Here is a 22,016-nt window from a genome sequence, read left to right as displayed (position 1 = left end):
CGATGAACACCAAGGACAACAGCGGCGACGTCCGCCTCTCCGGTATCAGCAAGACCTACGACAACGGCTTCACCGCCGTACAACCGCTGGACCTGACCGTGCCCCAGGGCTCCTTCTTCGCCCTGCTCGGTGCGTCCGGCTGCGGCAAGACCACCACCCTGCGCATGATCGCCGGTCTGGAGGAACCTTCCTCCGGCACGGTCCACCTCGGCGACCAGGAAGTCACCCACCTCCCGCCCTACAAGCGGCCGGTGAACACCGTCTTCCAGTCCTACGCCCTCTTCCCGCACCTCGACATCTTCGAGAACGTCGCCTTCGGCCTGCGCCGGCGCGGCATCAAGTCGGTGAAGCAGCAGGTCGTCGACATGCTCGACCTGGTCCAACTCGGCGAGCAGGCGCGCAAGAAGCCGCACCAGCTGTCGGGTGGCCAGCAGCAACGTGTCGCCGTGGCCCGCGCGCTGATCAACCACCCCAAGGTGCTGCTCCTCGACGAGCCCCTCGGCGCCCTCGACCTCAAGCTGCGCCGCCAGATGCAGCTGGAGCTCAAGCGCATCCAGACCGAGGTCGGCATCACCTTCGTCCACGTCACGCACGACCAGGAGGAGGCCATGACCATGGCCGACACGGTCGCCGTGATGAACGCGGGCCGCGTCGAGCAGCTCGGCTCACCCGCCGACCTCTACGAGAACCCCAACACCACCTTCGTCGCCAACTTCCTCGGCACCTCCAACCTCATCGAGGCCGAGGTCGACTCCAAGAGCGGCGACGAGATCGTCCTCAAGGCGGGCGGCGGCAAGCTCGTCCTCCCCGAGGCACGGTGTTCCGCGCCCACGACGACCGGCGGCAAGGTCCTGGTCGGAGTACGGCCCGAGAAGATCACGCTCACGCACGCGGACGACGCGGGTGAGATCCCGGCCGGCCGCAACCGCATCACCGGCAAGATCGCCGACTCCAGCTTCATCGGCGTCTCCACCCAGTACGTCATCGACAGCCCGGTCTGCCCCGAGTTCGAGGTCTACGCCCAGAACATCGACCGCGACTCCCGGCTGCGGCCCGGCGCCGACGTCGTCCTGCACTGGAACCCGGCCCACACCTTCGGCCTGGACGCGGCCCAGGACATCGACGCCGGTGTCGACATCGAGGAAGAGGCCGCCTGATGTCGACCCTCACCGAGGCGCCGCCGCCCCTGGCGCCCACCGCGCCCGAGAAGAAGCCTCCGCGCAAGAGGGGCCGCTTCACGCCGTACTGGCTGCTGCTGCCCGGCATTCTCTGGCTGGTCATCTTCTTCGCGCTGCCGATGATCTACCAGGGCTCCACGTCGATCCAGACGGGCTCCCTGGAGGACGGCTACAAGGTCACCTGGCACTTCGCGACCTACTGGGACGCGGTCTCCGAGTACTGGCCGCAGTTCCTGCGCTCGGGCCTCTACGCCGCCGCCGCGACCATCCTCTGTCTGCTGCTGGGCTACCCGCTCGCGTACCTCATCGCCTTCCGCGCGGGGCGCTGGCGCAACCTGATCATGATCCTGGTGATCGCGCCGTTCTTCACCAGCTTCCTGATCCGCACGCTCGCCTGGAAGACGATCCTCGCGGACAGCGGCCCGGTGGTGAGCGTCCTCAACACGCTGCACGTCCTGGACGTCACCAACTGGCTCGGCTGGACCTCGGGCGACCGCGTCCTGGCCACTCCGCTCGCGGTCGTCTGCGGACTGACGTACAACTTCCTGCCGTTCATGGTGCTGCCGCTCTACACCTCGCTGGAGCGCATCGACGGACGGCTGCACGAGGCGGCCGGTGACCTGTACGCCAAGCCGTTCATCACCTTCCGCAAGGTCACCTTCCCGCTGTCGATGCCCGGCGTCGTCTCCGGCACCCTGCTGACCTTCATCCCGGCGGCCGGCGACTACGTCAACGCCGAACTCCTCGGCTCCACCGACACCCGCATGATCGGCAACGTCATCCAGACGCAGTTCCTGCGCATTCTGGACTACCCGACAGCGGCGGCACTCTCCTTCGTCCTCATGGCGGCCATTCTCGCCATGGTGACCATCTACATTCGCAAGTCCGGGACGGAGGATCTGGTTTAAATGGCCTTCGTACGCTGGTTCAAGCGCCATCTCGTCGTCATCGCGGGACTGATTACCCTCGGATATCTGCTCCTTCCGAACGTCATCGTCACGGTGTTCTCCTTCAACAAGCCGAAGGGGCGCTTCAATTACGAGTGGCAGCAGTTCTCGCTGGACGCCTGGAAGCAGCCGTGCGGTGTCGCCGACATGTGCGGCTCGCTCTCCATCAGCCTCCAGATCGCCGTCTGGGCGACCATCGGCGCCACCGTCCTCGGCACGATGATCGCCTTCGCGCTGGTCCGCTACCGCTTCCGCGCCCGCGGCGCCGTCAACTCGCTGATCTTCCTGCCGATGGCGATGCCCGAGGTCGTCATGGCCGCCTCGCTGCTCACCCTGTTCCTCAACATGGGCGCCCAACTGGGCTTCTACACCATCCTGATCGCCCACATCATGTTCTGCCTCAGCTTCGTCGTCACCGCAGTCAAGGCCCGTGTGATGTCGATGGACCCGCGCTTGGAGGAGGCGGCCCGGGACCTCTACGCCGGACCGCTGCAGACGTTCGTCCGGGTCACCCTCCCCATCGCGGCCCCCGGAATCGCGGCGGGCGCGCTGCTCTCCTTCGCGCTCTCCTTCGACGATTTCATCATCACCAATTTCAACGCGGGTTCGACCGTCACCTTCCCCATGTTCGTCTGGGGGTCGGCACAGCGCGGGACACCCGTTCAGATCAATGTCATCGGTACGGCCATGTTCCTCGTCGCCGTGTTGTTGGTGCTCGCCTCCATGGCGATCACCAACCGCCGCAACAAGGTGAAGGCATAACCGCTAGCGCCCTGTAGGGAGTTGAAATCATGGCCCCAAGCGCCATGAGCCGTAGCAACAACTGGACGAAGTCCCTTTCCGAAGCCCGGCCGGTCCCGTACTGGCTGGACGACCCCGGCAAGCCCCACCCCGAGCCCGCGCTCACCGGCGCCGAGACCTGCGATCTGCTGGTCGTCGGCGGCGGCTACAGCGGACTGTGGACCGCGCTCATCGCCAAAGAGCGCGACCCGCAGCGGGATGTCGTGCTGCTGGAAGGCCGCGAGGCGGGCTGGGCCGCCTCGGGCCGCAACGGCGGCTTCTGCGCCGCCTCCCTCACCCACGGCCTGTCCAACGGCCTCACCCGCTGGCCCGACGAGATCCACAAGCTGGAGGAGCTGGGCGCCCGCAACCTCGACGCGATCGAGGCGGCGGTCGCCCGCTACTCCCTGGACTGCGAGTTCGAGCGCACCGGCGAGATCGACGTCGCCACCGAGCCGCACCAGGCCGAGGAACTCCACGACTGGCACGCCGAGTTGGAGAGCAAGGGCCTCGCCGACGGCACCGAGTTCCTCGACGCGGAAGCGGTCCGCGAACAGGTCGCCTCGCCGACCTTCCTGGCGGGTCTGTACGACAGCCGGGGCGTCGCGATGCTCAACCCGGCGAAGCTGGCCTGGGGGTTGAAGCGCGCCTGCCTCCAACTCGGCGTCCGCGTCTACGAACACACCCCCGCTCTCGCCCTCAAGCCGTACGGCGCCGGCATGGCCGTACGCACCCCCTACGGCTCGGTCCGCGCCCGCCGGGTCGCGCTCGGCACCAACATCTTCCCGAACCTGCTCAAGCGCGTCCGCTCGTACACCGTCCCGGTCTACGACTACGCCCTGATGACCGAACCGCTCTCCGCCGACCAGCTGGCGTCGATCGGCTGGAAGAACCGCCAGGGCCTGGGCGATTCGGCGAACCAGTTCCACTACTTCCGCCTCTCCGCCGACAACCGCATCCTGTGGGGCGGTTACGACGCGATCTACCCCTACGGCGGCCGGGTCCGCGCCGAGTACGACGACCGGCCGGAGACCTACGCCAAGCTCGCCGAGCACTTCTTCACCTGCTTCCCGCAGCTGGAGGGCCTCAACTTCAGCCATGCGTGGGGCGGCGCGATCGACACCTGCTCGCGCTTCTCGGCGTTCTTCGGCACCGCCCACCAGGGCAAGGTGGCCTACGCGGCCGGCTTCACCGGACTCGGTGTGGGCGCGACCCGCTTCGGCGCGGACGTGATGCTGGACCTGCTCGCGGGGGAGCGGACCGAGCGCACGGAACTGGAGATGGTCCGCAAGAAGCCGCTGCCCTTCCCGCCCGAGCCCTTCGCCTGGACCGGCATCGCGCTCACCAAGTGGTCGCTGGCCCGCGCCGACGACCACGGCGGCCGGCGCAACCTGTGGCTGAAGACGATGGACAAGCTGGGCCTCGGTTTCGACAGTTGAGCCCCTGCTGCTTCGGCGGATGTGATCCGGTTCACTCCTTCGAGGTGCGGCGAAGACGGCCGTCGAGTGGCCGGCATCCGTGGCTCCGGATCCGGAGGCCTGCCGCTGGGAATGGGAGCGCAACCCCCAGGGGATCGCGCTGCTGCCCGCCGGCAAGGCCTGGGATGTACTCATCCTGCCGGCGCCGGGATCCGTACGGCCGGACCCGGCGCCTGGATCGTCGTGCCGTACCCCCGCCGGTCCACCGGCGGAGTCCGCCGGCTGGTACCGCCGGACGGCTCCGGCACCCTGACCGATCCCGCACTCCTCGAACTCGCCATGCACGAGGCGGCGGCGGGGCTGGCGACGGAAGGGTAGGAAGGGTAGCCGACAGAAGTCCCGAACGAGGTTCCCGGAGCCCCGGCATCCGAGGTCCCGGCACCGGGAGGTCTTGACAAGCGAATTGGTCTGGACCAAATTGGGCGCGCTCCACCCCTCCAATTCCCCCATGCCCGGAGGCACTTGTGGATCGCTCCAGACCTGTCCTCGCCATGCTCACGGCCGCCCTGCTGGCCGTATCCGGCATCACCGCACTCTCGTCGGCCGCCCGTGCGGCCGACGCGGACCTGGCGAAGAACGGAGGCTTCGAGTCCGGCCTCGACGGCTGGTCCTGTTCCGCGAGCAGCGGTACGACGGTCAAGTCGCCCGTGCACGGCGGCAGTTCGGCGTTGCAGGCGACCCCGGCCGGCAACGACTACGCCCAGTGCGCCCAGACGGTGACCGTGAAACCGAACTCCTCCTACTCGCTCGCCGGTTATGTCCGCGGCAGCTACGTCTACCTCGGCGCGAGCGGCACCGGCACCACAGACGTCTCCACCTGGACCCAATCGGCCCCCGACTGGCAGCGGTTGACGACCAGCTTCACCACCGGCCCGTCCACCACCAAGGTCACGATCTACACCCACGGCTGGTACGCCACCGGCGCCTACTACGCCGACGACATCTCCCTCACCGGCCCGGCAGTCGACGTAGGGCAGCCGCCAACCACCCCCACAGGCCTCGCCGTTGGCTCGGTCACGTCCTCCTCCGTCGCCCTGTCCTGGTCCGCCGTCACCGGCGCGACGAGCTACGCGATCTACCGAGACGGCGTGAAAGTCCAGACGGCGAGCGGCACTTCGGCCACCGTGAGCGGACTGTCGGCCGCGACGGCGTACAGCTTCCAGGTCACGGCGGTCAACGACGCGGGCGAGTCCGCGAAGTCGACGGCGGTCACCGCGACCACGTCCACCGGCTCGGGCCCCAGCACCGGCCTCCCCACCCACGCCCTCGTCGGCTACCTCCACGCGAGCTTCGCCAACGGCTCCGGCTACACGCGCCTTGCCGACGTCCCCGACAGCTGGGACGTCATCGACCTGGCCTTCGGCGAACCCACCTCCGCCACCTCGGGCGACATCCGCTTCAACCGCTGCCCGGTCAGCGAGTGCTCCAACGTGGAGAGCGACGCCGACTTCAAGGCGGCCGTCAAGGCCAAACAGGCGGCGGGGAAGAAGGTGTTGATCTCCATCGGCGGCGCCAACGGCCAGGTCCAACTGACCACGACCGCGGCCAGGGACACCTTCGTCAGCTCGGTCTCGAACATCATCGACACCTACGGCCTCGACGGCCTGGACATCGACTTCGAGGGCCACTCGCTCTCGCTGGACGCGAGCGACACCAACTTCAAGAGCCCCACAACTCCCGTGGTGGTCAACCTGATCTCGGCCCTGAAGACCCTGAAGGCCAAGTACGGCTCGAAGTTCGTGCTGAGCATGGCGCCCGAGACGTTCTTCGTGCAGATGGGCTACCAGTTCTACGGCACCGGCAAGTTCGGCGGCCAGGACCCGAGGTGCGGCGCGTATCTGCCCGTCATCTACGCCCTGCGCGACGACCTCACCCTGCTGCACGTCCAGGACTACAACTCGGGCCCGATCATGGGTCTCGACAACCAGTACCACACCATGGGCGGCGCCGACTTCCACATCGCGATGACCGACATGCTGCTCACCGGCTTCCCGGTGGCGGGCGACACCACCAACATGTTCCCGGCCCTGCGCCCCGACCAGATCGCCATCGGCATGCCGGCGTCGGTCAACGCGGGCAACGGTTACGTGGCCCCGGCCGAGGTCACGAAAACTCTGGATTGCCTGACGAAGAAGGTGAGTTGCGGCTCGTACACGACCCACGGCACCTGGCCGACCCTGCGCGGCCTGATGACCTGGTCGATCAACTGGGACCGCTACTCGAACTGGGAGTTCCAGAAGACGTTCGACGGCTACTTCGGCTGAGGAACAGACGCAGCAACGCGAGCAGCACGGTCCCGAGGCACCAGCTGGCCACCACGTCCAGTGGCCAGTGGTAGCCCCGCCTGACCAGCCCGAAGCTGACGCAGGCGACGAGGAGGACACAGATCGCGACGGCTCCGCGGCGGGCGTACGACGTCCGGAGCCAAGGGAGGAGAACCACGGTCGAGGCACCGTAGGCGATCATCGCGGTGGCCGTGTGGCCGGAGGGGTAGTAGCCGGTGCCGGGCGGGACGGCCGGGGTGCCGCCGCGGGCGATCAGTTCCTTGACGGGGACGATCAGCGCCGGGACCAGGGCCATCAGCGCGGCCGCTGCGAGAGGTGGCAGCCACCAGCGGTCCGTACCACTGGCACGGCCGCGCCGGGCGACGTAGAGAAGGACTACCAGGAGAACAGGTACCGCGACCTGGATGTTGCCGAGGTCGGCGAGGAGTTCGGAGAAGCGGTCCGGGTGGACGAGTGCGCGGCTCAGGCGCTCGTCCAAGCGGAGGAGCGGGCCGTCGTCGGCCACCTGCCAGGTGATCACCGCGAAGAGCAGCGCGGGAAGGGCGAGAAGGAGCCAGAAAAAGGAGGTCGGCCGGCCCGGAACAGGGGGGGTAGTTCCGAGCCGGCCGTCCGGATCGGATCGTCGGCCGCCCCGGGGGGTTTGGGGCGGGCGACTGTCCGATCGGTGAGGAGATTCGGAGCCGGAAGCTCCTGTTGTGTGCGCGAGGGCACGACCAGGGCGAAGCTGGGGAGGCCTCGTCCTGAAGTCGCCCACAGTCCCCTGTGGGCGGGGTGTATCTCTCATCTGGGTAGAACCTACGGCAGTGACTCGAGGGAAGACAGGCGGATTCGCGTCCCGTCATGCACCCCGCACACCTTCTTCACACGGCCTGACGCCCGCCGCCCCAGCCTGTGAATCTCCGTGGAAGAAGGGGCTGGGGCGGGTGGGACGCGTGGGGTGCGGCTCCCGTGCGGGAGCTGCGGGTTCCCTGTGGCCGGGAAGTACGGGAGAGGGTGGCTCAGATACGTGCGAACGCCTGCTCGATGATGTCGAGGCCCTCGCTCAGCAGGTCGTCCCCGATGACCAGCGGGGGCAGGAAGCGGAGGACGTTGCCGTAGGTGCCACAGGTCAGGACCAGCAGCCCCTCCTGGTGGCACGCCTTGGCGAGCGCGGCGGTCGCCTCCGGGTTCGGCTCCTTGGTCGTACGGTCCTTGACCAGCTCGATGGCGATCATCGCGCCGCGCCCCCGCACATCGCCGATGATGTCGAACTTCTCCGCCATGGCACCGAGCCGGACCTTCATGATCGCCTCGATGTTCTTCGCCTTGGCGTTGAGGTCGAGCTCCTTCATGGTCTCGATCGCGCCGAGCGCACCGGCGCAGGCGACGGGGTTGCCGCCGTACGTACCACCCAGGCCACCGGCGTGCGCGGCATCCATGATCTCGGCGCGACCGGTGACGGCGGCGAGCGGCAGACCGCCGGCGATCCCCTTCGCGGTCGTGATGAGATCCGGGACGACACCCTCGTCCTCGCACGCGAACCACTGACCCGTACGGCAGAAGCCCGACTGGATCTCGTCGGCGACGAACACGATGCCGTTGGCCTTGGCGAACGCGCTGAGCGCCGGCAGGAAGCCCTTCGCCGGCTCGATGAATCCGCCCTCGCCGAGGACCGGCTCGATGATGATCGCGGCGACGTTGTCGGCCCCGATCTGCTTGTTGATCATGTCGATGGCCTGCGCGGACGCCTCGGCACCGGCGTTCTCCGCACCGGTCGGCCAGCGGTAGCCGTAGGCCACGGGCACGCGGTACACCTCGGGCGCGAACGGCCCGAACCCGTTCTTGTACGGCATGTTCTTCGAGGTGAGGGCCATCGTGAGGTTCGTACGGCCGTGGTAGCCGTGATCGAAGACGACGACGGCCTGGCGCTTGGTGTACGCCCGTGCGATCTTGACCGCGTTCTCGACCGCCTCGGCGCCGGAGTTGAACAGCGCCGACTTCTTGGCGTGGTCACCCGGGGTCAGCTCGGCGAGCGCCTCCGCGACCTCGACGTACCCCTCGTAGGGCGTGACCATGAAACAGGTGTGGGTGAAGTCGGCGAGCTGCGCGGCGGCACGGCGTACGACGGCCTCGGCGGAGGCGCCGACGCTCGTCACCGCGATACCGGAACCGAAGTCGATGAACCGGTTCCCGTCGACGTCCTCGACGATCCCGCCGCCCGCGCGCGCGGTGAACACGGGCAGCACGGAACCCACACCGGCCGCGACCGCCGCGGTACGGCGGGCCTGCAGCTCCTGGGACTTCGGGCCGGGGATCGCGGTGACGACGCGGCGCTCCTGCGGAAGTGCGGTCATGAGGGGCTCCTGGGGGTGGTGCGGACGCTTGCGCGCTTTCCTATTTCTTCCTTTCTCGCAGGCTAGGACCGAGGGCGAGGGGTGGGCATGCTCCATGTGGGCGGTGTCGGCGCCGCGGGTTGTCCGCCGTGGACAGTGTCGGGTTCGCGTCGCTTGTCGTCCGCCCGGCCGCGTAAACGGTGAACTCCCCTTCCTGGCGCGTTAGATTGATTCGCTGACGGTGCACGGAACGGCTGGTCAAGGGGCGAGGGCGATGGACAGCGACGGGACGCGGGACGCGCGGGGTACGCATGCGAATCCTGTGCCGCGTCCGGCGCGGCCGACGGGCATGTCGGGGCAGCGCGCCGTACCGCCGAGGCCGACGCACGCCCCGGGCGCGGCCGGCACCGCCGTGGCCGACTGGCTCAACGAGCCCCGGCCTGCCGCCGGACCCGGTATCTGGCGGTTCGGGTACCGCGTGCCCAAGCCGGAGAAGAGCACCGAGCGGCTGTCGCCGATCACCATCGTGGGTGTCGTCGTCCCGCTCGTCGTGGGCATGGTGCTGTGGTCGCTGTGGCGGCACGGCAGCATCCCGTACCAATGGGCGCTGCTGAAGGTGTTCACCCCGGACGACTGGTGGTGGGCCGGCACCACGGCACCCAAGGGCAAGGGTGTCGACGCCGTGGCGGTCGCCGACGGCGTGTTCTTCGCCATCCTGGTCTACGGCATGGGGCGCCTGGGGAGCTGGCCGGAGATCATCCGGCACCTCGTCACGCGCCGCCCGCAGCCGGCCCGGGCGCTGCTCGCGCTGCTGGGTGCAGTGGTCGCGGAGAACCTGGTCGTGATCCCGAGCGTTTTCGACGTCGGCTGGAACGCGCTTCCGGTGGCCGGTCCGGTGTACCACCTCATCAACCTCTTCCCGGGCGGCTACGACTTCATTTCCACGCCCCTGATGGGCAACCTGCTCTACGTGGTCATCGGCGTGCTGCTCCTCTGGCCGTTCGCCCGGATCGGCGGCTGGCTGTCACTTCTCCGCGAGCGGTACGCCCCGCGCGACACCGCCACTGTCACGGCCGCCGCCGAGCAGGCGCCGGCCGTCGGGTCCCGGGCCCACTGGCCCGAGCTGCGGGAGGCGGGGCAGTTCGAGGCCGCGGACGTACTCACCCACGAGGTGCTGGCGGGGCGGATGAACGACGTGGACTGCGCGCGCGTCGAGCACGCCTGGAAGCGGGCCCGGCGGACGGGCGACCTCTCCTCCTTCACCCGCACCGTGCTGCGGGCCGCCGGCGGTGCCTGGACCCACCCCTCCGGCTCCCGTGACCTGCCCGGCCGTGTCGCGCGGCACGACCTGCTCGCCGGTCAGGTCCGGATCGGGACCTGGGCGGCGGGTGAGCGCACCGCGCTCGCCTACCGCGGCGTCGGCACCGCGCTCGGCCCGGACACGCTGGGGACCTCGCTGCTCGTCGTCGGACCCTCGGGTTCGGGCAAGACACGGCACGTGGTGCGGCCGTTGGTCGAGAATCTCACCCTCCAGGCCCTCACCGGCCGTTGCGCCGTCGTCGCGGTCTGCGCGGCCGGTGCGCCGCTCGGCCCGGACGACGCGTTCGACGTGATCGTCCGGGCCGGGGACCCGGCGTCCGTCCACGACCTCGACCCGTACGCCGAGTCCGGCGACCCCGACGAGGCCGCCGCCCTGCTCGCGGAGGCTCTGGTCGGCGACCTCGACACCGTGGACACGCAGCGTGCCGCCGGCGCCCTGGCCCAGCTCCTCGGGCCCTACCGGGCCGCGTACGGGAGGTTTCCCGCACTGCCCGTGCTGCGCGAACTCCTTGAGGGTGAGCCGAGGGTGCTGGCGGAACTGAGCGGGGCACTCACTGCCGACGGACACGCCATGATGCGGCGCGAACTCGACTCCCGCATGCGCCATGCCGGCGGTGGCAACGACCCCGGCCAGGCCCTCGCCGACCGGCTCGCGCTGCTCGACCGCCCGGTGTTCGCCGAGTTCTTCGGAGCGGAGGGCGGGACCGCACGGCCGTTCTCGCTGCGAGCCGTCGCCCATCATCCGCTGCGTGTCCGTATCGACCTGCCCGAGCACGGGCACGACGAGGCGGCCCGGCTGCTCACCCGGCTCGTCCTCGCGCAGTTCACCGCGGTGGTGCGCGGCCGTGAGCGCGGGCACTTCGCCTGCCTCGTTCTCGACGACGCCACCGGCACCGTGAGCACCGAGTCACTGCGCCGGATCCAGCGGCTGCGCTCCGAGGACGCGGGTGTCGTCCTCGCCCTGCGGACCGTCGGCGACGTGCCCGAGGCCCTGCACGGCCCGCTGTACGGCGCGGTCGGCTGCCGAATGGCGCTGGCCGGCGTCACCACCTGGGACGGCAGCCGCTTCGCGCAGGCCTGGGGCACCGAGTGGGTGGAGACCACGGACGTCGCCCAGCACACCGTCTTCGCCGACCAGCCCATGACCCGCGCCATCCACGCCCTCCGCAAACTGATCACCGGCAAGGCCGTGACCACGGAGGCCGTGACCGTCCGCCAGGTAGAGCGGGAACGCTGGTCCGCTTCCGAACTGGCGCACGGTGTGCCGGCCGGTCACGCGGTGCTGTCGCTGACCAGCGTGAAGGGGGAACACGCGCCGCCGCTGCTGGTGGATCTGCGCGGCCAGGGGCACTGAACCGGACATACGGGGGCGTCACGACCGTACGGTGAGGCAGAATTGGCGCAGGCCGTTCATACGCGGCGGCCAAAAGATCGGCGTGATCACTCGTTCTCCCCTCCGACTCCCCTCCAACCGCTGCTCTACCTGAAGGCCCCATGCCCCCCACGCTCGCCTCGCTCGTCCACCACTCCGCGCTCAAACTCACCGTGCGCGCCGGCGAGGACCGCCTGGACGTGCCCGTGCGCTGGGTCCATGCCAGCGAGCTGGCCGACCCGGTGCCGTACATGGAGGGCGGGGAACTGCTGCTGATCACCGCGCTGAAGCTGGACGCGGAGGACCCCAAGGCCATGCGGCGGTATGTGAAGCGGCTGGTGGGGGCGGGGGTCGTGGGGCTCGGGTTCGCCGTCGGGGTCAACTACGACGAGATCCCGAAGGCGCTGGTCGACACCGCGGCGGAGGAGGGGCTGCCGCTGCTCGAAGTGCCCCGGCGGACCCCGTTCCTCGCGATCAGCAAGGCCGTCTCCGCCGCCATCGCCGCCGACCAGTACCGGTCCGTGACCGCAGGGTTCGCCGCGCAGCGCGAGCTGACCAGGCAGGCCCTCACCGACGGCCCGGAGGGGCTGCTCGCCGCGCTCGCCTCGCAGGTCGACGGATGGGCCGCGCTCTACGACACGTCCGGCGCCGTCGTCGCCACCGCACCGGAGTGGGCCGGCCGCCGGGCCGCCCGGCTCACGGCGGACGTGGAACGGCTGCGGGAGCGCCCCGCGCCGGCCTCCTCGGTGGTGGGCGGCCCGGACAACGAGGACCGCGTCGAACTGCACTCCCTCGGCACCGGCCGACGGCCGAAAGCAGCCCTCGCGGTGGGGACCGCCGCCGCGCTCGGGACGGCGGAACGGTACGCCGTCCACTCGGCGATCGCGCTCCTGACCCTCACCACCGAACGCTCACGGTCCCTGCAGGCCGCCGAGCAGCGGATCGGCGCGGCGGTGCTGCGGATGCTGCTCGCCGGGCAGCCGGACCACGCGCGGGCGGTCGCCGGGGACCTGTTCGGAAGGCTCCTCGACGCGCCGTTCCGGGTGATCGTGGGGGAGGGCGGAACGGCGGACCGTGATCCGCTGGCTGGGCTCGCCGAGGTCATGGAGTCGGCGGCGGCCCGCTCCGGAGAGGCCGTGCTCGTCGTACCGGAAGGTCCGCAAGGGCCGCACCCGTCGGAAAGGCTCGTCGTGCTCGCCGTCGACGGCGGCGCGGCCGTCGAGGCCTGCCGTGAGTACGCGGCGGCGCTGGAGGCCGAGCGCGCCTCCTCCGACGTACAGGAGCAGGGCGGGGACGACGAACCGGTCGTGGGGCTTTCCGCACCGGCCGGGCCCATCGCCGCCGCTGCCGCCTACAAGCAGGCCGAGCAGGCGCTGTCGGTGGCCCGGCGGCGCGGGCGGGTGTTCGTCGAGCACGAGCAGCTGGCCGCCGGGTCGGTGCTGCCGCTGCTCGCGGACGACGCGGTACGGGCGTTCGCGGACGGTCTGCTGCGGCCGCTCTCCGAGCACGACGCGACCGGGCGCGGGGACCTGGTCGCCTCGCTGCGGGCCTGGCTGTCCCGGCACGGACAGTGGGACGCGGCGGCGGCCGATCTCGGGGTGCACCGGCACACGCTGCGGTACCGGATGCGGCGGGTCGAGGAGATCCTCGGGCGGTCGCTCGACGATCCGGACGTACGGATGGAGCTGTGGCTGGCGTTGAAGGCGACGGCCGCGGCGGAGTGACGGGCCCTGCCGAATTGTAGTGTTCCCGACCGGTACCACTACGACTCGGCTAAACGCACCGCAGCCTCCCCGCCCCTACGGTTGACCGAGAAGCCCCAAGACCACCCCCAACGCGGAAGGGCCGGGACATGACTTCCACCCACGCCTTCTGGCTCGCCGGCCGTCAGGCCAACGGCGAGGACACCTTCGACGTCACCTCCCCGTGGGACGGACGCCTCGTCGGCAAGGTCAGCGTGCCGACCGACGCCCAGGTCGAGGAGGCGGTGGCCGCCGCGTACGCCGTACGGGACGAGTTCGCCGCGACCCCCGCCCACGTCCGCGCCGCCGCCCTCGACCACGTCAGCCGACGTCTCGTCGAGCGCACCGAGGAGATCGCGCAGCTCATCTCCGCCGAGAACGGCAAGCCGATCAAGTGGGCGCGCGGCGAGGTCGGCCGGGCGGTGTCCGTGTTCCGGTTCGCCGCCGAGGAGGCCCGGCGTTTCAACGGCGGCGAGGCCCAGCGCCTCGACACCGACGCAGGCGGCCAGGGCCGGCTCGCCCTCACCCGGCGCTTCCCGAAGGGCGTCGTCCTCGGCATCGCGCCCTTCAACTTCCCGCTGAACCTGTGCGCCCACAAGATCGCCCCCGCGATCGCGGCCGGCGTGCCGATCATCCTCAAGCCGGCCCCGGCCACCCCGCTCTCCGGCCTGATCATCGGCGACCTGCTCGCCGAGTCCGAACTGCCCGCCGGCGCGTGGAGCATCCTGCCGGTCGCCAACGACCACATGCCCGCCCTCGTCCAGGACGAGCGGCTGCCGGTGATCTCCTTCACCGGTTCGGAGAAGGTCGGCTACGCGATCATGGACTCGGTGCCGCGCAAGCACTGCACCCTGGAGCTGGGCGGCAACGGCGCGGCCGTGGTCCTCGGGGACTACTCCTCCGAAGCCGACCTCGACTGGGCCGCGACCCGCATCGCGACCTTCTCCAACTACCAGGGCGGCCAGTCCTGCATCTCCGTGCAGCGGGTCATCGTGGACGCCTCCGTCTACGACCGCCTCCTCCCGCGCATAGTCGCCGCTGTCGAGGCCCAGGTCACCGGTGACCCTTCCGACGCCAAGACCGACGTCGGGCCGCTGGTCAGCGAGGCCGCCGCGCAGCGCGTCGAGTCCTGGGTCCAGGAGGCCGTCGACGCCGGCGCCGCTCTCCTCACCGGCGGCAAGCGCGACGGCGCCTCGTACGCGCCGACCGTCCTCACGGACGTACCGGCCGATGTGACGATCTCCTGCGAGGAGGTCTTCGGGCCGGTGCTGACCGTGACGAAGGTGGACGGCGAGGCCGCCGCCTTCGCCGCCGCCAACGACTCCAAGTACGGCCTCCAGGCAGGGGTGTTCACCCATGACGTGCAGGTCGCCTTCCGCGCCCACCGCGCGCTCGAGGTCGGCGGTGTCGTGATCGGCGACGTCCCGTCCTACCGCGCCGACCAGATGCCCTACGGCGGCGCCAAGCAGTCCGGCGTCGGCCGCGAGGGCGTGAAGTTCGCGATGGACGACTACACCTATGAGCGGGTGCTGGTGCTGACTGGGCTCGCGCTCTAGTAAACGGTAACCATTTTCATATAGTCTCGCTGTAGGGGCCCGGCACCGATGCCTTCCGGTGCCGGGCCCCTACTTTCCGTCGGCCTGCTTCCGGACCCTCAGCCGGAGAAGCCGACGTGCGCGAGCCGCAACGGGCCGCGCAGCCTGATGTGCACGTCGTGCACGCCCTCGGCGACGATTCCGGCGCCGAGCGTGGTGTAGTCGTACGGGCCCGACGTCGGCGCGGGCAGGGCGAGCCGGGCCAGCGCCGGGCCGCCGTCCAGCGACAGTTCTACGACCCCCTCGCCCGCCACCGCCACGGTCACCTCCGTGACCCCGGCGTCGAAGTCGCAGTGCCGGTAGGTCAGTTCGGCCGTACCACCGCCCACCGGTGTCACCGCGTCGCCCGCCGCCCTCGTCCGGTCGACGATCTCGCCGCCCGACTGCTCGTCGAAGTCGGCCGCGGGCAGGCCCCGTTGGAGGAGATCGCGGGGTGCGGCGGGCTCGCCCGTGAGCGTCACCGTCGTCCGCAGGCGGATGTCCTCGCTGGAGGCGCCGACGAAGAGGTCGTACGGGCCGGATTCGAGACGTCGGCCGCCTCGCTTCACATCCCAGAACTCGAAGGCGGACAACGGGACTTCGAAGGAGAGTTCCGCCGTCTCGCCCGGGGCGAGGGTCACGCGGCGGTGCGCGGCCAGTTCACTGAGCGGGCGGGGGACCGACGGGTTCACCGCGCTGGTGTACAGCTGCGCGACCTCGTCGGCCGTCACATCGCCGGTGTTGGTGACCGTGAACGACACGTGCACCGCGCCGAGTTCGGTCCGGGCTCTCAGGTCGCCGTAGGAGAAGGACGCGTACGACAGGCCGTGGCCGAACGGAAACAGGGGCGCTCCCTCGAAGTAGAGGTACGTCTGACCGCTGCCGATCACGTCGTAGTCGAGGAGGTCGGGCAGGTCGGTGTCGGCCGCGTACCAGGTCTGGGGGAGACGGCCGGCGGGGGAGACGTCTCCGGCGAGGACGCGGGCGAGAGCGGTGCCCGCTGCCTGGCCGCCGTGGGCGGTCCACAGGATCGCGGGGAGGTCGGAGGGGCCGACCGTGTAGGGGTACGCGGAGACCAGGGCCAGGACCGTGTTCGGGTTGGCGGTGCGGGCCGCGCGCAGCAGGCGCTGCTGGTGGTCGGGGAGCTGGAGAGTCGTACGGTCCTCGGTCTCGCGGCCGTTGATGTGCGGGTCGTTGCCCGCGACGACGAGCACCACGTCGGCCGCCTCGGCGACCCGGGCCACCGCGTCCTCGCCACGCTCGGCGATCACCAGCTCGAAGATTTCTCCGCCCTCTTCGGCAACCTTCACGCCGTCGGCGGCGACAGAGACGTGGCGACCCGTACCGATGTGCAGCAGGAGGTGACCGTTCTCGTGGGGTTCCAGGCGGAATGTCTCCTGGACGACCCAGCCGCCGGGCTGGTCGGCGGAGGCGCGGACGTAGCCGTCCTCGGCGACCGAGAGGAAGCGGCCGTCGGGGGCGCGGAGGGTGAGGACCCCCTCGCCCCAGTCGACGAGCGCGAGTTCGGTGCCGGTGGGGTCGGCGGTGAGCGGGGGCAGATCGGTGCGGCCCGCGAGGAGGGCGGGGTCCAATGCGCCCTCGGCGCCGCGTACTTCGTCGGGCACGTCCGCCAACGGGACGTACAGGTAGGCGCCTTGGGAGGTCTTCAGCCGGACCCGGTCCACGCCCTCCGCGAACTCGACGCGCTCGGCGCCGAACCGCTCGTACAGGCCCTCCAGTGGAGTGGAGCGGTGGATCAACGTGCCGCTGTACCAGTCGAGTTTGCACTCGTCGGCGAGCAGTCCGACCACGGCGAGGCGGGTGTCGTGGGCGAGGGGCAGCAGGTCGCCCTCGTTCTTCAGGAGGACGACCGCTTGCTCGGCGGCCTCCTGGGCGAGGGCCCGGTGCGCCGGGGTGTCGAAGTCCTCGATGCCCGCGTGCGGGTCGTGCGCCGGGTCGAACTCGCCGAGCCGGAACCGCACCGAGAGCTGACGGCGCACCGCCGCGTCGAGGTCCGCCTCGGTCAACAGGCCCTGCTCCAGGGCGCCTTGGACCCGCGCCGCGATCGTCGAGCCGTCCGTGCCGTGGTCGGTGAAGCTGTCCACGCCGGCGAGGAGCGAGGCCGCCGTCGCCTCCTCGTGGGTGTCGAAGTAGTGCTCGGAGTCGACCAGGTTGGAGGGCGCGCCCGCGTCCGAGCAGACCAGCAGGTCCTCGTCCGTCCAGGTGCGCAACTGCTCGCGCAGATACGGCGAGACGTGGTTGGGGCGGCCGTTGACCAGGTTGTACGCGGGCATCACCCCGGCCACCGCGCCCGCCTCGACCGTCTCGCGGAACGCGCGCAGGTCGTACTCGTGCAGGACGCGCGGGCGGACGGAGGACGAGGTGACGTCGCGGCCCGTCTCGTTGTTGTGCGCCAGCCAGTGCTTGAGGACGGGGGCCGTGCGCCAGTACGTCGGGTGGTCGCCGCGCAGCCCGCGCGTGTACGCGGTGGCGATCGCCGAGGTCAGCCTCGGGTCCTCCGAGTAGCCCTCCTCGTTACGGCCCCACAGCGGGTGGCGCAGCAGGTTCACCGTGGGGGCCCACACGTTGAGGCCGACGCGGTCGTCGCGGGCGCGCATCGCGCGGACCTCCTTGGACACCGCGTCGCCGACCCGTCGTACGAGTTCCTCGTTCCAGGTCGCGCCCAGGCCCACCGCCTGCGGGAAGACCGTCGCCGGGCCCATCCACGCCACCCCGTGCAGCGCCTCCTGGCCGGTGCGGAACGCGGCGACGCCCAGGCGCTCCACGGCGGGCGCGTACTGGTGCAGAAATCCGATCTTTTCGTCGAGGGTGAGCCGTGCCAGCAGATCGTCGATGCGCTTCGCGAACGGCAGCTGCGGGTCGCGGAAAGGCGGCGTAGGCGGCGTTTGTGCGGTCACGTGGGGTTCCCCTTGCGATGGAGCGGCGCGGCTCTTTCGAAGCGCTTCGATGCTGATTCGATGCGGAGCGGGTGTCAAGAGACCTTCACCGTTATTTCAAGCAGCACATACGGACAGGTCACCCCGCACACCTCGGAGGAATCTTGGAAGCGACCCTTGTGCACCCTTGGGTGTTCACTTAACCTCGCAGCAACATCGAAGCGCTTCGACTAAGTGCTCTGTTCCACTCAAGACACCGCAGCCGACGGCTCCACCGCCGGGTGTCCTGGTGCGCCATGAAGGGTTGACGCAATGACGCCGAACGCCTCCGCCGCCTCCGCTCCCAGCCGGAGAAGCTTCCTCGCCTCCACGGCGGTCGTCGCCGCAGCGGTGGCGGGAGGGGTACCGCTGCTCTCCGCCTGCGGCGCCTCGGACAGCGGTTCGGGCGGGGGCAGTTCGGAGGGCAAGGGCGTCAAGAAGCTGCTGCCCGCGTTCGTCGCCGGCAACGTGGTGACCCCGGACATCGCCTCCAAGAACGGCTCGGCGATCGGTTTCACCAGCAAGCTCGACCTCGCCACGCTGAAGACCTCGGTCCCGAAGAAGCTCGGCAAGGGCGGCAAGGTCTCCATCATGTCGCCGTTCTGGGGCTCCCCGCCGAAGAGCGACAACGCCTACTACAAGGCGATGAACTCGCTGATCGGCGTCGACGTGGCCTGGCAGAACCAGGACGGCAACACCTACGACCAGAAGCTCGGCGCGGTGCTCGCCTCCAGCGACATCCCGGACATCGTGGTCGTCCCCGGCTGGAACATGGGCGGCAAGATACCCAGCGCCATCATCGGCAAGTTCGCCGACCTCGGCCCCTACCTCTCCGGCGACAAGGTCAAGGACTACCCGAACCTCGCGGCGATCCCGTCCGACGCCTGGCAGCGCTGCATCTTCGGCGGCAAGCTGCGCGGCCTGCCCATGCCGTCCTCGTACGTCCCCAACATCGTGCCGCTCTACCGCAAGGACATCTTCGACAAGGAGGGGTACCAAGTCCCCACCTCCGCCGACGAGTTCATGGCCCTGGCCAAGGAGATCACCAACGCCAAGGCCAAGCGCTGGGCCTGCCTGGACATGAAGTGGACCGCCTTCAACGCCTTCGGTGTGCTCTCCGGCAGCGAGAAGTCGCTCGGCTGGAACCTGGTGGACGGCAAGCTGGTCAACCGCATCGAGACCCAGGAGTACCTCGAAGCGCTGGAGTGGACCCGCAAGCTGTTCGCCGCCGGATACGTGCACCCCGACGCCAAGTTGGGCAAGAGCGCGGCCACCGACCCGGGCCCCAAGTTCGCCGCGGGCGAGTTTCTCATCTACAGCCAGGACATCTCGCAGTGGTGGAGCCGCACCGCCGAACAGGCCACCCAGAACCCGGACTACAAGATCTGGGGCATGGACATCTTCGGCCACGACGGCGGCGACCCGACCCTCTGGGCCGGTGAACCGGCCGGCATCTTCGCCTTCATCAGCAAGAAGGCCTCGGAGTCCGTGATCCGTGACGCGCTGGCCGTCGCCAACGTCACCGCCGCGCCGTACGGCACCAAGGAGTACATGCTCACCAACTACGGCGTCGAAGGCACCCACTACACCGTCAAGAACGGTGTCCCCACCAAGACCGACCAGGGCAACAACGAGGTCATCAACGCCTACGTCATGGTCGCCAGCCCCGCCGCGACGATCGCCCACCCCGACTTCCCCGATGTCGCCAAGGCGCAGGTCGAGTGGCAGCAACGGATGGGCGCCTTCACAAAGAAGTCGACGTTCTACGGCCAGCAGATCACCGAACCGAGCCGCTACACCAACCTCTCCAACGACTTCGAGCAGTTGGAGGACGACATCACCCGCGGCCGCAAGAAGATCAGCGACATGCAGCAGGCCGTGTCGGACTGGAAGAGCAAGGGCGGCGACCAACTCCGCGCCTGGTACCAGAAGTTGCTCGACGACAACGGCACCGCGACGAGCTGACCGGGTACCGAGGCAAGGAGAACGGCCGTGTCCCACAGCACGGTGCCTCGGAGCAGGACCGAGGCCGACACGACAGGGAAGACCCCGGTGGCGTCCGGCGGCGCCACCGGCTCCCGGCAGAACAAGCCCAAGGCGAAGGTGAGTTGGCGGCTCAGGTTCAGACGCGACCGCGTCCTGCTCCTGATGACCCTGCCGGCCGTCCTGCTCATCCTGGTCTTCAACTACCTGCCGATCCTCGGCAACATCGTCGCCTTCGAGGACTACGACCCCTACGTCAGCGACAACGGCATCGTCTCGATGCTGCACAGCCCCTGGGTCGGCCTGGAGAACTTCCACCAGATCTTCGCGGACTCCGCCTTCTGGAGCGCCGTACAGAACACGCTCGTCCTGTTCTTCCTCCAGCTGATCCTGTTCTTCCCGATCCCGATCCTGCTCGCGCTGCTCATCAACAGCGTGGTCAGGCCCCGGGTCAGGGCACTCTCACAAGCGATCCTCTACCTCCCGCACTTCTTCTCCTGGGTGCTGGTCATCGCTGTCTTCCAGCAACTCCTCGGCGGGGCAGGGCTGTTCTCGCAACTTCTGCGGCAGCACGGCTTCGACGGCCTCGACGTCATGACCGACCCCAACACGTTCAAGTTTCTGATCACCGCGCAGAGCGTGTGGAAGGACGCCGGCTGGGGGATCATCGTCTTCCTCGCCGCGCTGTCCTCCGTCAGCCCCGACCTCTACGAGGCCGCCGCGATGGACGGCGCCGGCCGCTGGCGCCGCATGTGGCACGTCACGCTGCCCGCACTCCGGCCGGTGATCGCGCTGCTGCTGGTACTGCGCGTGGGCGATGCGCTGACGGTCGGCTTCGAGCAGATCCTGCTCCAACGCGACGCCGTGGGACCAGGAGCGGCGGAGGTCCTCGACACCTTCGTCTGGTGGAACGGCGTCCGCAACCAGGACTTCGGCTACGCCGCCGCGGCCGGACTCGTCAAGGGCGTGATCAGCCTCGGCCTGGTCCTCGCCGCGAACAAAGTGGCCCACCTCATGGGCGAGCAGGGGGTGTACAAGAAATGACCGCCGTCATCGACAAGCCTGTCAAGTCAGTACGACAGCCCGGCCGTTGGGCCGCGCCGCCCCGGCCGACCTGGGAGGAGGAACCCAGCAAGGCCGGCCTCGCCGGCAAGGGGCTCGTCCTCACCCTCGCCTGCCTCGGCATCCTCTTCCCGCTCTGGATCGTCCTCGTCACCAGCCTCTCCTCGCGCAAGACCATCGACCAGGCGGGCGGCCTGGTCATGGTCCCCAAGGGCATCACCTTCATCGCCTACAAGGAACTCCTCAGCGGCGGCCAGGTCACCCGCGCGGCGGTCATCAGCGTCCTCATCACCGTCGTCGGCACGGCGTTCTCCATGACGGTGTCCGTCCTGTGCGCCTACGGCCTCTCGCGCATCGGCTCGCTCGGGCACCGGTGGATCCTGATGCTGCTGCTCGCCACCATGTTCTTCAGCGCCGGGCTCATTCCGACGTATCTGCTGGTGCAGTCGCTCGGTCTCACCGACAGCTATCTCGCGCTGATCCTGCCGAGTGCGCTCAGCGTCTTCAACATCCTTGTGCTGCGCGGGTTCTTCATGGGCATCTCGCAGGAACTCGTCGACAGCGCGCGGATCGACGGCGCCGGTGATTTCCGGATTCTCTGGCAGATCGTGATGCCGCTGTCCCGTGCGGTGCTTGCCGTCATCACGCTGTTCTACGCCGTGGGGTATTGGAGCGCCTGGTTCAATGCGTCCCTGTATCTCAACGACCAGGACATGATGCCGCTGCAGAACGTCATGATCCAGCTGGTGCAGAAACAGGAGGCTCCGGTGGGGCTGGGCCAGGCGATCAAGACGGGGGAGTTGTCGGGGCTGGCCGTGCAGATGGCGGTCATGGTGATGGCTTTGTTGCCGGTGGCTGTGCTTTCGCCGTTTGTGCAGCGGCATTTCAAGAAGGGGATGTTGACGGGGGCCGTCAAGGGCTGAATCCGTTGCTGTTTGTCTGCGGGTGCGTTGTGGCTGGTCGCGCCCACGCGGCGGAGCCGCAAATCGATACAGCCCCGCGCCCCTCAAAGAATCTCCCCTGACCGTTTCTTCGTAGAGCGAGGTA

At 69.4% G+C, this 22,016-nt stretch carries 14 protein-coding genes and 1 pseudogene; 12 read left to right on the top strand and 3 right to left on the bottom strand.

The annotated features are described in order from the left end of the window. The first annotated feature begins 2 nt into the window (after positions 1 to 2). The 6 genes and pseudogenes from OH768_RS15240 (at position 3) to OH768_RS15215 (ending at position 6,647) form a co-directional block, all read left to right on the top strand. Entirely contained in the window at positions 3 to 1,157 is a 1,155-nt protein-coding gene (locus OH768_RS15240) for an ABC transporter ATP-binding protein (RefSeq protein ID WP_406453935.1), read from the top strand. After that, on the top strand, positions 1,157 to 2,086 hold the full coding sequence (locus OH768_RS15235; RefSeq protein WP_406453933.1) for an ABC transporter permease: 930 nt from the start codon (positions 1,157 to 1,159) through the stop codon (positions 2,084 to 2,086). Before OH768_RS15240 ends, OH768_RS15235 begins: the two co-directional genes overlap by 1 nt. Further along, positions 2,087 to 2,887 carry an ABC transporter permease gene (locus OH768_RS15230; protein ID WP_406453931.1) on the top strand — a complete coding sequence of 267 codons (801 nt, stop codon included), beginning with the start codon at positions 2,087 to 2,089 and terminating at the stop codon, positions 2,885 to 2,887. Between the two features lie 29 nt (positions 2,888 to 2,916). Further along, complete coding sequence (locus OH768_RS15225; RefSeq protein WP_406453929.1) at positions 2,917 to 4,344, top strand: NAD(P)/FAD-dependent oxidoreductase; 1,428 nt, start codon at positions 2,917 to 2,919, stop codon at positions 4,342 to 4,344. A gap of 79 nt (positions 4,345 to 4,423) precedes the next feature. Further along, a pseudogene (locus tag OH768_RS15220) lies at positions 4,424 to 4,701 on the top strand (hypothetical protein). Between the two features lie 173 nt (positions 4,702 to 4,874). Further along, positions 4,875 to 6,647, top strand: coding sequence for a chitinase (locus OH768_RS15215; protein ID WP_406465277.1), 1,773 nt, complete (start codon positions 4,875 to 4,877; stop codon positions 6,645 to 6,647). On the opposite strand, the gene OH768_RS15210 is transcribed toward OH768_RS15215, so the two are convergent. Continuing rightward, positions 6,586 to 7,188 carry a phosphatase PAP2 family protein gene (locus OH768_RS15210; protein ID WP_406453927.1) on the bottom strand — a complete coding sequence of 201 codons (603 nt, stop codon included), beginning with the start codon at positions 7,186 to 7,188 and terminating at the stop codon, positions 6,586 to 6,588. The two genes, OH768_RS15215 and OH768_RS15210, sit on opposite strands and share 62 nt — an antisense overlap. Positions 7,189 to 7,666: 478 nt before the next feature. Then, positions 7,667 to 9,001 carry a 4-aminobutyrate--2-oxoglutarate transaminase gene (gene gabT / locus OH768_RS15205; RefSeq protein ID WP_406453925.1) on the bottom strand — a complete coding sequence of 445 codons (1,335 nt, stop codon included), beginning with the start codon at positions 8,999 to 9,001 and terminating at the stop codon, positions 7,667 to 7,669. A 253-nt stretch (positions 9,002 to 9,254) separates the two neighbouring features. Here gabT and OH768_RS15200 point away from each other — a divergent pair, with 253 nt between their 5' ends. The 3 genes from OH768_RS15200 (at position 9,255) to OH768_RS15190 (ending at position 14,970) form a co-directional block, all read left to right on the top strand. Next, positions 9,255 to 11,654 carry an ATP/GTP-binding protein gene (locus tag OH768_RS15200; RefSeq protein WP_406453923.1) on the top strand — a complete coding sequence of 800 codons (2,400 nt, stop codon included), beginning with the start codon at positions 9,255 to 9,257 and terminating at the stop codon, positions 11,652 to 11,654. A 140-nt stretch (positions 11,655 to 11,794) separates the two neighbouring features. After that, positions 11,795 to 13,396, top strand: a complete 1,602-nt coding sequence (locus tag OH768_RS15195; RefSeq protein ID WP_406453921.1) for a PucR family transcriptional regulator — start codon at positions 11,795 to 11,797, stop codon at positions 13,394 to 13,396. A 128-nt stretch (positions 13,397 to 13,524) separates the two neighbouring features. Next, a complete protein-coding gene (locus OH768_RS15190) occupies positions 13,525 to 14,970 on the top strand; it encodes an aldehyde dehydrogenase family protein (protein WP_406453919.1) in 1,446 nt (481 codons plus the stop codon). 98 nt (positions 14,971 to 15,068) lie between these two features. Here OH768_RS15190 and OH768_RS15185 read toward each other — a convergent pair whose 3' ends face one another. After that, on the bottom strand, positions 15,069 to 17,906 hold the full coding sequence (locus tag OH768_RS15185; RefSeq protein WP_406453917.1) for a glycoside hydrolase family 3 C-terminal domain-containing protein: 2,838 nt from the start codon (positions 17,904 to 17,906) through the stop codon (positions 15,069 to 15,071). 291 nt (positions 17,907 to 18,197) lie between these two features. On the opposite strand from OH768_RS15185, the gene OH768_RS15180 reads away from it, so the two are divergent. Genes OH768_RS15180 through OH768_RS15170 form a run of 3 tightly spaced genes read left to right on the top strand, consistent with a single transcriptional unit; the run spans position 18,198 to position 21,892 of the window. Beyond that, the gene (locus OH768_RS15180) at positions 18,198 to 19,889 is read left to right on the top strand and encodes an extracellular solute-binding protein (RefSeq protein WP_406453915.1); all 1,692 of its coding nucleotides are present in this window, start codon (positions 18,198 to 18,200) and stop codon (positions 19,887 to 19,889) included. 27 nt (positions 19,890 to 19,916) lie between these two features. Then, a complete protein-coding gene (locus OH768_RS15175) occupies positions 19,917 to 20,951 on the top strand; it encodes an ABC transporter permease (RefSeq protein ID WP_406453913.1) in 1,035 nt (344 codons plus the stop codon). Beyond that, positions 20,948 to 21,892 carry a carbohydrate ABC transporter permease gene (locus OH768_RS15170; protein WP_406453911.1) on the top strand — a complete coding sequence of 315 codons (945 nt, stop codon included), beginning with the start codon at positions 20,948 to 20,950 and terminating at the stop codon, positions 21,890 to 21,892. Before OH768_RS15175 ends, OH768_RS15170 begins: the two co-directional genes overlap by 4 nt. The last annotated feature ends 124 nt before the right edge of the window (positions 21,893 to 22,016 follow it).

It is taken from the genome of Streptomyces sp. NBC_01622, from assembly GCF_045209635.1.
In the GTDB taxonomy this organism is placed as follows: Bacteria; Actinomycetota; Actinomycetes; order Streptomycetales; family Streptomycetaceae; genus Streptomyces.
Note: the sequence above shows the minus strand (reverse complement) of the source record. Positions and strands in the feature narration are given on the sequence as shown.